The sequence below is a fragment of the Prosthecobacter sp. genome (assembly GCF_049294395.1).
GTDB lineage: Bacteria > Verrucomicrobiota > Verrucomicrobiia > Verrucomicrobiales > Verrucomicrobiaceae > Prosthecobacter.
Window position 1 is genome coordinate 1 of record NZ_JBAQCR010000336.1, and the last position, 11,573, is coordinate 11,573.

At 58.9% G+C, this 11,573-nt stretch carries 9 protein-coding genes; 3 read left to right on the forward strand and 6 right to left on the reverse strand.

The features are described from left to right. Positions 1 to 7 precede the first annotated feature (7 nt). Positions 8 to 139 carry a diacylglycerol kinase gene (locus WAW39_RS22165; protein WP_422321350.1) on the forward strand — a complete coding sequence of 44 codons (132 nt, stop codon included), beginning with the start codon at positions 8 to 10 and terminating at the stop codon, positions 137 to 139. Positions 140 to 230: 91 nt separating this feature from the next. After that, a complete protein-coding gene (gene sucD, locus WAW39_RS22170; protein WP_422321342.1) occupies positions 231 to 1,139 on the forward strand; it encodes a succinate--CoA ligase subunit alpha in 909 nt (302 codons plus the stop codon). A gap of 462 nt (positions 1,140 to 1,601) precedes the next feature. Here sucD and WAW39_RS22175 read toward each other — a convergent pair whose 3' ends face one another. The 5 genes from WAW39_RS22175 to WAW39_RS22195 all read right to left on the reverse strand — a co-directional run bounded on the left by WAW39_RS22175 (position 1,602) and on the right by WAW39_RS22195 (position 6,168). Then, complete coding sequence (locus tag WAW39_RS22175) at positions 1,602 to 1,745, reverse strand: CsbD family protein (protein WP_422321343.1); 144 nt, start codon at positions 1,743 to 1,745, stop codon at positions 1,602 to 1,604. Positions 1,746 to 1,939: 194 nt separating this feature from the next. Then, positions 1,940 to 2,320: a hypothetical protein gene (locus tag WAW39_RS22180; RefSeq protein ID WP_422321344.1), complete on the reverse strand. Its 381-nt coding sequence runs from the start codon at positions 2,318 to 2,320 to the stop codon at positions 1,940 to 1,942. 28 nt (positions 2,321 to 2,348) lie between these two features. Further along, entirely contained in the window at positions 2,349 to 3,035 is a 687-nt protein-coding gene (locus WAW39_RS22185; protein WP_422321345.1) for a hypothetical protein, read from the reverse strand. Between the two features lie 34 nt (positions 3,036 to 3,069). Next, on the reverse strand, positions 3,070 to 4,791 hold the full coding sequence (locus WAW39_RS22190) for a putative ABC transporter permease subunit (RefSeq protein WP_422321346.1): 1,722 nt from the start codon (positions 4,789 to 4,791) through the stop codon (positions 3,070 to 3,072). A gap of 15 nt (positions 4,792 to 4,806) precedes the next feature. Further along, the gene (locus WAW39_RS22195; RefSeq protein WP_422321347.1) at positions 4,807 to 6,168 is read right to left on the reverse strand and encodes a right-handed parallel beta-helix repeat-containing protein; all 1,362 of its coding nucleotides are present in this window, start codon (positions 6,166 to 6,168) and stop codon (positions 4,807 to 4,809) included. A gap of 138 nt (positions 6,169 to 6,306) precedes the next feature. Here WAW39_RS22195 and WAW39_RS22200 point away from each other — a divergent pair, with 138 nt between their 5' ends. Further along, a complete protein-coding gene (locus WAW39_RS22200) occupies positions 6,307 to 7,329 on the forward strand; it encodes a cytochrome-c peroxidase (RefSeq protein ID WP_422321348.1) in 1,023 nt (340 codons plus the stop codon). A gap of 61 nt (positions 7,330 to 7,390) precedes the next feature. Here the strand turns inward: WAW39_RS22200 and WAW39_RS22205 are convergent. After that, positions 7,391 to 11,573, reverse strand: a 4,183-nt coding sequence (locus tag WAW39_RS22205) for an autotransporter-associated beta strand repeat-containing protein (RefSeq protein ID WP_422321349.1), incomplete at its 5' end; no start/stop codon positions are given.

Consider the following 11,573-nt stretch of genomic DNA (forward strand, 5'->3'; position numbering starts at 1 on the left):
GGACCGCGTGAGCAAGGAGCGTGAGGAACCCATCCGTCTGGCAAAAGATGCGGCAGCCGCAGCGGTACTGGTGGCGGCGCTTGCGGCACTGGGAGTGGGATTGGTGGTCTTTTTGCCGAAACTCTGGCGCTTGCTTTGAGAATATTCCGCCGCCGCCTTGACGCAGCGAAGCACACTTCTATGATGCGACGCTTTCACGCACCCCCCAAACTTTTACCGAATTCATCCCGATGGCCATTCTCGTTGAAACTGACACCCGCATTCTTGTTCAAGGTATCACCGGAGATTTCGGCTCGCGCCATGCGAAGGCGTCCATCGACTACGGCACCCAGCTGGTGGCTGGCGTGACACCAGGAAAGGGAGGTCAAGTTTTTGAGCACAGTGGCAAGAAGGTGCCGGTGTTTGACACCGTGGCTGAAGCCGCCCGTGAAACCGGCGCGACTGTGAGTGTGATCTTTGTGCCGCCTCCATTCGCAGCAGATGCGATCCTCGAAGGCGTGGATGCCGGGCTGGATCTCGTGGTGGCCATCACCGAAGGCATTCCGGTCAATGACATGATCAGGGTCAAGGCTGCCATGAAAGGCAGCAAGACGCGCCTCATCGGCCCGAACTGCCCCGGTCTTGTGACTCCAGGCTTCGGCGACAAATCGCATGGTGGCTGCCGTATCGGCATCGCCCCAGGGTACATCCACAAGCGTGGCAATGTCGGTGTCGTCAGCCGTTCCGGCACGCTCACTTATGAAGCCGTGTGGCAGCTCACGACGCGTGGATATGGCCAGAGCACCTGCGTGGGCATTGGTGGTGATCCGGTGAACGGCACCAACCACCTCGACGTGCTCAAGATGTTCAATGATGATCCTGAGACCGAAGCCATCATCATGATCGGCGAAATCGGTGGCAATGCCGAAGTCGAAGCGGGTCTCTGGGCCAAGGACAACTGCAAGAAGCCGATCGCCGCCTTCATTGCAGGAGCCACAGCACCTCCCGGACGCCGCATGGGCCACGCCGGTGCCATCATCGGTGGCGCTGACGACACTGCTGCTGCCAAGAAGAAGATTCTCGCGGAGTGCGGCATTGCCGTGTCCGACTCACCAGCTGACATGGCTTCCACGCTTCTGAAGCGCTGGGGCAAGGCATGATCTGAGATCACAAGCAATGTGATGCGTCACCGACAGTGGTGACCCACGAAAAGCAAAGCCATTAGCGTGAGCTGATGGCTGTTGTTTTTGTCATGGTCACGCTGGGATCTGTCAGCGGATAGAACCTCACCGTCTCTTTCGTGACGGTGGCCGTTTTGGGCCTTTCTTCATGATCGTCGATTGAGATGCAGGCGCAGGCTGCCAGTGATATGAAGACAGCAATAGTTTCCAGAATTGGATGTGATTTCATAACATCTCTTCTTCGTTGGGATTCCCTTGATCGCGTGTATCCAAAATGGGCTTGGGCCCAGCCTTCGGCTTCACGTCACCTTCGGCGCATGTTTCGAGAATTGTGCCAGGAGCGGGCATGGGACCGTGTCTCATGCCGGTCCGATGAGGTGGTTAGCGGCAATCGCAGTCGCAGTTTTCCTTCATGTAGCGTTTGATCGCTTCCTGAGATTCTCAGGTGCGCTTCTGGATGTGGCCAATGAGTTCGTCTGACTTTCCTTCTGCAAACTGGAGGTCATCATCTGTCAGATTGGCCCATTTTTGCTTGAGCTTGCCCTTCAGGATATTCCAGCTGCCTTTGGTTTCTGTCGCAGGCATAACATTTTGGGGTTGATGTTTTGACTGCCTTGTGGCGGCAACTGGATTTCGTTGCGCGCGCACATTTTAGCGTCAGGGCGATGGCCCATGCGCGTGTAAGGGGACGGAATTGAAGAGTATTCCGCATCAACGGCGAGCCGCTTCACGTCACGTGAAGCCACCTTCAACCAGCGCCATTTGAATTGGACGCAGCCTCAGTTCCAGAAATGGAACCATTGATTCAGCCATCCAACAACGGCGGCGATGGAACCGAGGACAAGCATGCCTTCGGTGAGCATGCGCAAGCGCTCGCTGCGGCGTGCGCGCTGTCTGGCGATGGGGACGCGGCGATGACGTGGGGCAGGGGATGCCAGCTCCATGGGCGGTACCATGTTCACGTTTGCCAGGCGGCGCTGGCGCTCAATGCGTGGAGCTGCGGTGATGAAGCATTCCAAGCGGTGAATCTGACTGTTCAGTTCATCCGAGCGCTTGGTCAGACTGCGCGATTTGCGCTGGGGCGAAGCCTCTTCCTTCAATGCCTGCACGGGCTTTGGACGACGTGACCGGACTTTGCGATTGCCAGAAAACAGAGCCATAAGGATGAGAGGTGAGGGGTTCGCTAAATCAGAACATCAGACGAATGAGGACGATGGCGACGATCACCGTGCCCATGAGAGGGAGGGTGAAGGCAAAGCCGCGGCGCATCCAAGTCTTCAGGTCATCGGCGTGAGAGCCGAAAGCGGGCATTACAGTTGCGTTGGCGTCGTCGAGATTGATCGGTCCACCTGCGGACACGCCTTCTTGCGGGCCCATGGCGTGCAGACGGCGGATGCCTTTGGCGTAGTCGCCTTCGGCATCGTCAATGGCGGCCAGGGCGCCGTCGAGTTCTTCGCTCACCTGGGAGCGATGCCATTTTTCCGGCTGGAGGGATTTCAAAATTTCCTGATGACGGCGGAATTCGTCATGAATGGCGGCAAGATCCTCGACACGCTTCTGGGCGTCGTAGAGTTCACGTTCGACCAAGCTGGCAGACCGGGTGATTTTCTCGACGAGATCACGCTTTCCGGCGACGAAGCGTTCTTGCTTGATGCGCAAGGCTTCGAGGTGCTGCTTCTGGCGTTCGATCTCTTCCTGCTGGCGCCGGAGCTCCTGCAACTGCTCCTGAGCGGCCTTCACTTTGGAATCGACATTCTCAAGGGATGAGGCAACAGCGTGGCCGTCCATGAATTCGGGAGCATCTTCAAAAACGAGGAGATTATCCTCGTTGTAGCCGTTGGCAGTGGCGAGAGCGGGTGCTTTGCGGGTGATCATGGGAGTACTGGAAATTATTTCCAGTATCCAAATACTACAGATGTCTTAAGTATTCCAGATTTTTCGTCTGTCTTTTGGCAAAAAAATAGGGAATGCCTCCAAAAGCCACGGTTAACACAGCCAGTCCAGCCAGCGCAGCCAGTTCGATTTTGCCGTTGGAGCCCACCATGGCCAAGGCATCCTGCCTGAGATTCTGCCAGGAAGGGATCAGCAGCAGGACCATTCCGCCAACGATGTATACAAAACTGGCGATCAAGCAGACCGTGCCGCCAAAGCCGGAGACGATGCGCGCGGGATTGGACTCCCGAAAATTGGGCACCAAGGCGCCGAGGGAAAGCGCCAGCGAGGTCAGTCCGTAGCTCAGCATCAAAATCGAAGCGCTGAAAAAGAGAATGCGCTGCCCTGACAGGCCGAGCGAGATTCCCGAGACCACGACCAGCGTCACCATGACAAGGGCCAGCACGCTGGCGCTGAGGCGGAGTTTCAAGGCCAGCACACGATGCAGCGGCAGGGGCGAGAGCCCCAAAATCCACAGACGCTGCCCCTCCAGGCTGAATTGCGGGTAGATGAAACGGGTTGTGAGTGTGGACAGTGCGAGGCAGCAGACCAGCAAGTTTAAATGACTCACGATGGTGATCCAAAACGGACTCTGCAGGTCGTAGCCCAGCTTGCGCAGGTTCATGGAATAGATCAGGAGCAGACCAAAAATGATCGACGACTGCCCCCACTGCACGGGTTCGCGCAGGAATGTGCGGACTTCCTTCACCAGCAGCGCATAGGAGGCGCGGTCAAGCGCCAGAATACGGCGCAGCCAATGGCTCAGGCGTCCACGCCTGGCACGTGCCTGGGGGGCTTTGGCTTTACCGACGACTCCGGGCGCCGCACTCATGATGCGATTCCAAGCCGGATAATAGAAGGCGCTGGCGATGCGCGTGGTGATCAGAATGCTCATCAAGGCATTGGCCAGAAGAACAAGGTTGAAGAACATGGTGCGCTCGAAGGTGCCGCGTCCGGCGGCTTGAATTGTTTCCGCCACCCATGAGCTGGGCAAAAGCGGATGCATGCAGATCTCCGTGTGCCGCAGGATCTGGTTCAAGCTCGCGCTGAGGTCTCCGGAGTTTAAGGACTCCACGCTGGAATGCCAGATGGGCAGGGTTCGGATCAGCAGCAGAACGACGACTGCGAGCAAGGGCTTCCACATCCAACGTTTGGCCCAGAGCACAAGGGCAATTAGCAGCCAGGTGGAAACATTGGCTGCGATGGTCACCAGAGCCAGCACGGCAGGCAGCACCACCAGCATGAATTTGGCATCTGCCTTGTAGGTTTGGGCCAGAGCCAGCAGGATGGGGGTGGTGAGCAGCAGCAGTCCCCAGCTTGCCAGCAGCATGCCTTCCAGAGTCTTCCACAGCACCAGGCTGCGAGGGGGCAGGGGCAGAGCAATCTGCCATTCCATGTCCTTGCGCCGGAAAAGGCTCATGCCGGTGATGGTGGCATTGGAGATGACCAGCATCACGAAGAAGAAAAAGAAGAGCAAAAACACCAGCCGCTCCGTGAGCAGCGGGCCGATGAGGGGCAGCTTCATCATGAAATCCAGCCCGCGGCCCACCAGGAGGTAGGCTGCGAGGCTGTACAGCCCGAGGAACGCGCCAACGGTCACGCTGAGAAGGCGGTTTTCGCGCATGCCAAAGCGCAGCTTGTGCCGCAACATGCGCCCGTGGGTACGGGCCAGCAGCCATGTGGCGGATGAGGTGGTCATGCCTCGATGTCCACGTTATTTGTTTCCGAGCACATTCTGCTCAATCACGTTGTCTTTGCCGCCGACAATGCTGAGAGAGGGCTCCTTGCTGCGCTTTTCTCCTTCACGGTCATCGCGGATGATGTTTCCGGCGACCATGCTGTTGGTCACCTGCTCCAGGCGGAGTCCCGTGCCATCTGAATCCAGAATGCTGTTGTGGGAGATTTGAAACCGGTTGCAGGATTTGATGTCCACTGCGGCACGTTGCTTCCAGACGCCGCTGATGACGTTGTTATTAAAGATGCTGTCGGTGCAGCGCTGGAAGACGACGCCGTTTTTCTCCGCGTTGTCATTGCCGTTCACGAGGTAGCGGGGATTGCGGTCAAAGTTGTTTCCGGTGACGACGATGTTGTCGCTGTCCGTTATGACAAGATCGTGCTGGAAGCCTTCCCAGAACGTGTTGCCGGTGATCGTCACACCCCGTGAGTGCTGGATCTCCACATTGACCTGCACATCGCTGAACACATTGGCGGTGATGGTCACATTGCCTTCGCGGGTGTGCTCGCGACCTGCGCGGCGCAGGAGGGATGGATCCGTGCCGGAACCGATGATGCGGATGTTGGCTGAATCCGGTGACTTGTGCGTGTGCTGCAGGGTGCAGCCGGTGATGGCGACCTCGCCGATGGAACCGCCGCGTGAGTCGAGCATCACATTGGCGCTGGGCGGTCCATCCTTGGCGTGATTGCCCTCGATGTCGCATGTGCCGATGTGCAGATTGCGAACGTTGCCCCCCACGGAAACGACACCGCCGCCGCCGTTGTAACTGATATGGCTGCCCACAATGTTGGACTGATGCAGGTTCACATTGTCGTAAAACACGCCGATGCCGGTGTTGTGGTAGAAGTGACAGGCTGAGATCAACACGTTGCGGTTGCGGGTGGAGAGATGCACGGCGTGCCGACATTCACGAATGACGACGCGGCTGAGCGTGATCTGCATTGTGCCCGTTGCCTCGATGCCATCAGCCTCGGCATCTGCTCCGACGATTTCGATGCCTTCCACCATGGGCGTGCGCTGGCTTTCCCAAACATCCGGCTTGAATGAATCTGGTGCCGCCGAGCCTTCATGCGTGCCCACGAAATGCAGCGCTGGCCCGTCGCCTGCCATGATCAACCGCACGGTGCCGTCTCCGGTGAGCGCCGCGAAGCCGGTTTTTTTCAGATCGATCTTCACGGTTTGCGTCAGCAGGTAGGTGCCTTTGGGAAGCTTGACACTGCCCACGGTGTCAAAGAGGTGTTGAATCGCCGCCGTATCGTCCGTCTTGCCATCACCTACGGGTTGCTGGCCGAGTGCCACACTTGCTGCTGCGAACAGCAGGAGAAAAGATTTTGAGAACATTTGTGCAGCCTAGCCGCCTGCCGGGGATTTCGTCAATTTGAAGCTGTGGTGGGTGTTGAGAAATCGTCTCAGTGCAATCACTTGAAACCCGCGCCTTCCACGCCACGTATCGGAATCGCTGTTTTAATCCAACATCCTATGAACCCCACCGCTCGCATTTTCGCTCTTATTGTCGGCTTGAGCACCACTTCCGCTTTCGCGCAGGCAGATCTGTCCGAAGCCTTTCTGCCGATGTTCATGCCGCTGCCTGCCGAGGTCGCGTCCCCGACGAATGAACTGACGGAAGCGAAGATCAATCTGGGGCGCCAGCTCTACTTTGAAACCCGCATTTCCAAAGGCGGGAAGATGTCCTGCAACTCCTGCCACGTGCTCGACAAATACGGCAACGACAACCTGCCATTCTCCCCGGGGCATGAAGGCAAGCTGGGTGGCCGTAGCTCGCCTTCGGTGTACAATGCCGCGCTGCACGTCGCCCAGTTCTGGGATGGCCGTGCGCCGAGTGTGGAGGAGCAGGCCAAAGGCCCGGTGCTCAATCCCGTGGAAATGGGTGCTCCCGATGAGGCCTTCGTCATCAAGGTGCTCAAGAGCATGCCCGGGTATGTGGATGCCTTCAAGGCTGCCTTCCCCGGCGAGGCTGATCCGGTGAACTACAACAACTTCGGCAAGGCCGTGGGCGCGTTTGAGCGCAAGCTGCTCACGCCTTCCAAGTGGGACGCCTTTCTCAAAGGCAACAAGGATGCCCTGACCGCCGAGGAGAAAAAGGGTTTTGCCACCTTTGCTAAAACCGGCTGCGTCACCTGCCACAATGGCGTGGGTGTCGGCGGCATGATGTATCAGAAGCTTGGCCTTGTGAAGGCCTGGCCTGATCTCAAGGACAATGGCCGTGCCGACATCACCAAGAACGATGGCGAGAAGGGCTTCTTTAAAGTTCCCAGCCTGCGCAACATCACCGAGACCTATCCCTACCTGCATGACGGTTCCGTTAAAACGCTTGAGCAGATGGTCCAGAAGATGGCCGAACACCAGCTGGGCAAGACTCTCACTGATGAAGAAACCACCTCCATCGTCACCTTCCTCAAGTCTTTGAAGGGCGATCTTCCCGCCGACTACATCAAAGCTCCCAAACTGCCTGAAAGCACCGCCGAGACACCCAAGGCGTAAATAGAATACTTCATTCTGGAACTTCTCATCAGCCGGGCTGCACAGCCCGGCTGATTTGTATTCAGCGCCTGCGTCTGAAAAGAGTGATTCCCATGGCCAGTCCCAGGAGGAGCAGGCGTGAGGGTTCCGGCACGATCATGACAACGGCAATGGTGCCGTTGGTTTTGAAACCACTGATGTCCCAAAAGTAACCCGAACCAGAAATGTCCGGGAGATCGAGACCGCTGGCTTCATCGCCATCGCCGGTCAGATAGCCGGTGAAGGTGAAGCGGCTGGCAAAGGTGGGTGATGAGGACAGTCCGGACCAGTCGAGCAGGTTGAAAACTTCCGGAGCGGTGGGAGTGAATGCATCTGCTGTCACGGTGAGGTTGCCGTTGAACAGCAGAGTATTCGTGCCGGTGCCCACGATGTTCAGCCTGTCGGAAGTGCTTCCGGGATGGATGCCGAGGATGATCGTACTGCCTGATTGGAAATCGATGCTGCCGGAACCGGACACTGGCTGGAAGGTGAGCGTGCCGTAGTTGCTTTGAGCCGTGCCGTCTCCTGCCTGAACGATGGCGCTGCTGCTGGCAGTGAAACTGGAACCTTGGATCACGCCGGTGCCAGTCAGGGTGCCGGTACTTTGTACGGTGACTGCTCCTGTGCCGGTGGTGCCTGTGCCATTGCTGCCGATTTGCAGGACACCAGCGCTGACGGTCGTTGCTCCCGTGTAGGTGTTGGCACCGGAGAAGATCTGTGTGCCAGCACCGGTTTTAGTGAGAGCAAGAGTGCCGTCAGTTCCTGTGCCATCACCATTGCGCAGTGTGCCGCTGTAGGTTTGTGTGCCGGAGGCGACATTCGCGATGAGTGTGCTGGTGGCTGCACTGCCAGATTCGTTTTCCACAATGCCCGCGCCGCCTGTGCTGCTCAGGCCGCCGACGGTTTCGTTTTTGTTGTTGAGGCGGAAGATGCCTGCGGTCGTGCCGCTGCCATTGAATGTGAGGATGCTGGTGTCGGCGATCTGGTCGCTGTTGATGAGCTTCAGCACCGCCCCGGTGGTGCCGTCGCCGACGGTGATGTTGCCCGCGATTGCATTGACGCCCGCAGTTTTCGAGAGGTCCAGCTCACCGGCATTGATGCTGGTGCTGCCGGTGAAGGTGTTGGCAACTGCACCTGAAAGCGTGAGCGTGCCGAGACCATTTTTGGTCAGGCCGCCTGAGGTGTTGACTGCGGTGGTGATCGTGCCCACCACAGCTCCGCTGCCGCCGCCTCCGAGCAATGATACGGTGGGAGTGGAAGTGTAGCCGACGCCGGGATTGCTGATGGTGATGCTCAGCAGTTTGCCATAGGTGGGGCTGGTGGGATCGAGATCCACTGTGGCGAAGGCCGTCGCACCTGAGCCACCGCCGCCGCTGATCTCCACATACGGGGCTCCGTAATAGCCGCTGCCGCCATCGGAGACTGCGATGCTGGCGACCCCATTCCCGGTGGGGGCGTTCAAGGCGATGGGGGCCGTGACGTTGAAGCCGTTCGTGTTGATCACCGCGCCGCCATTGTAGGTGCCGAAAGCGCCATTGACGTAGGCGGTCAAAGTTCCTGTGCCGCCTGTGCCGCTGACGGATATGAATGCGGGGGTGTTGGCGGAAGCCTGCAAAGTTCCGCCATTGAAATTGACGTAGGAATTGATGGCGGCGCCGGTGTTGTTGTAGTGGACGATCTGGTTGTTTATCAGCGTGCCTGCATTGAGGTTGAGGTAGGCAGTGCCGAGCGCTGTGTTGTTGTTCTGCTGGCCGAAGGTGATGTTGTAAATGGAATTGTTCACCACGCCGCCCGCTATGGTCATGGCGCCCTGCGCCGTGGTGGTGGCCGTGGCTGCGCTGCCGCCGCTGCGGAATCCCAGCGCGATGGCGTCTCCAGTCCGGAGCACCTGGCCTCCCGTGACGGTGAACTCCCATCGCTCGTTGCGGAACATGATGTAGTTGGACGTGTTGAGCGTGCCGCCGCTGACCTGCAGCACGGCAATGGAGGCGGTGGTGGTGCCATCCAGCGAGTCCACGCGCTTGGTATTGATGGTGCCCGAGGACAAAAACAGGCCGCCATAGCCCGTGCCCCCGAGGCCGATCCCCGCCTGAGAGTCGGTGGTCGTGAGCGTCAGTGCACCGCCGCGGACGACGACCGCACCTTGATAACCTGCGCTGGCGCCAATGCTCAGGTTCTTGGTGGAGTAATCCGCCCCAGTGCCCAGAAACAGCATCCCCGGTGCGGAAGCTGAACCTACGGTCGTGAGAGCCGTGCCGTTGGTCAAGGTGTTCGTGATCTCGAGCACGCCATTGGAGATGGTGATGTTGCCCGCAATGTTGACGCTGCCGCTCAGCAGCAGATTGCCCATGCCTGTTTTGATGATGCCGATGGCACCGCTCACCGAGGTGATGGCGGAAGAGATGGTGAGATCGTGCGCGGCATTGAGGCTGTCATTGATGGCGAAGGTTCGTGTGGCTGCGCCCAGATCAAGCGTGCCACCCGTGATCAGTGCTCCCAGAGGATTGTTGGTGGCACTCACCGTCACTGTGCTGCCGAGTGTGAGCACTCCGCTGCCGATGTTGATGGTGCCCTGGCTGGTAGCGCCCGAAGTGGCATCGTAAAACGTGATGGCTCCCGAGGTCCAGTTATAGCCACTCAGAGAGAGCAGCGCCGAACTGCCGCCCCCGGCTCCGGAGAGGAGAATGGCTGAGGTGGAGGAGACGGCATTGGTGATGCCAAACTGGAGCGTGCCGCCTGAGGTGATGGTAATGCCACCCGTGAATGAGTTGGCGGCATTGATGAGAAGTGTTGCGCCTGAGTTGATCGTCGTAGCGCCTGCGTAGGTGCTGGCACCGGTGAGAGTCAGGCCGCCCGCGTTGAGCGTTGTCGTGCCGGTGTAGGTGTTTGTACCGCTGAGGGTCAGGGTGCCAATGCCCGACTTGATGAGAGCGAGAGTGCCATCCGTGCCTGTGCCGTCTCCATTTCGCAAGATGCCGCTGAAGGTCTGTGCGCCGGAGTCTACATTGACCGTGAGCGTGGCTGTGCCCGTGGCACCGGATTCGTTTTCCACGATGCCAGCACCGCCTGTGCTGATGAGGCCGCCGACGGTTTCATTCTTGTTGTTTAGGCGGAGGATGCCTGCGCTGGCACCGCTGCCATAGAGCGTGATGAGGCTGGTGTCGGCGATCTGGTCGCTGTTGATGAGTTTCAGAATGGCCGCAGTGGTGCCGTTGCCGAGGGTGATGGCGCCTGCGATGGCATTGACGCCGGCGGTTTTGGAAAGATCCAGCTCACCGGCGTTGATCAGGGTCACGCCTGTGTAGGTGTTGGCGGCGGTGCCGGAGAGCGTCAGGATGCCGAGACCGTTTTTGGTGAGGCCGCCGTCCGTGGCATTGTCTCCGTTGATGCTGGAGTGGTTCAGCGCCCGCGCGATGCCGATGGCGAAGCCGTTGTTGTCGATGACCACACCGCCGTTGCGCACATTGACGGTGGTCAAGGCAGTGTCCAGCAGGCTGGTGATCGCGCCATTCGCTTTGATGGTGCCGCCGTTGAAATTGACAGTGGAAGCCCCCACCGTGCCGGCAGTGATGGTGCGGAGGGTTGCCAGGGTCCCACCATCCAGAGTGAGGGTGCCCGTGCCAGTCGTGTTTCCTGCGGTGTTGGAGCCGAGGAGAATCGTGCCGGTGGTGGTGCTGGTGTCGAGCAGGCCGGTGCCGGAAAGGGTGAGAATGCTGGCACCCCCAAGCTCTCCATTGGAGTAGCCTGCGCCGAGCCGGATGGCCACCGCCGGACCCGCCACGCTGACGGTGCCGCCGGAGATGTTGAGAAATCCCCCGGCAGTGTTTGCGCCACGACCCAGCACGAGCCCGGAGGAAGCCGTGCCCAGTGTGAGAGTGCCGCCGGTGACATTGACAGTGGCGCTGGTGCCTTCGCCGATCCGGAAGGTGGAGCCTGTGCCGGAAAGGTACTCAGTGCCTGAGAAGTTGGTGATGCTGTTGCCTGAGAAGGCCGTCTGGCCCAGGGGATTGGCCGCTGATGCCCCCAGCGTTCCGGTGACATTGAAGGTTCCACCGTTCACGGTTAATCCTCCGTTGTTCAAATAGGTCGTGCGGGTGTAACTGCCCGAGAGGTTGGTCGTGCCGCCGCTGACGGTCAGGTTTAACGCGTCAGTAATTGTGCCTTTGAGATTGAGGGTGCCGGCACCTGATTTGCTGATGTTAAAACCACCACCTGCGATGCTGTAG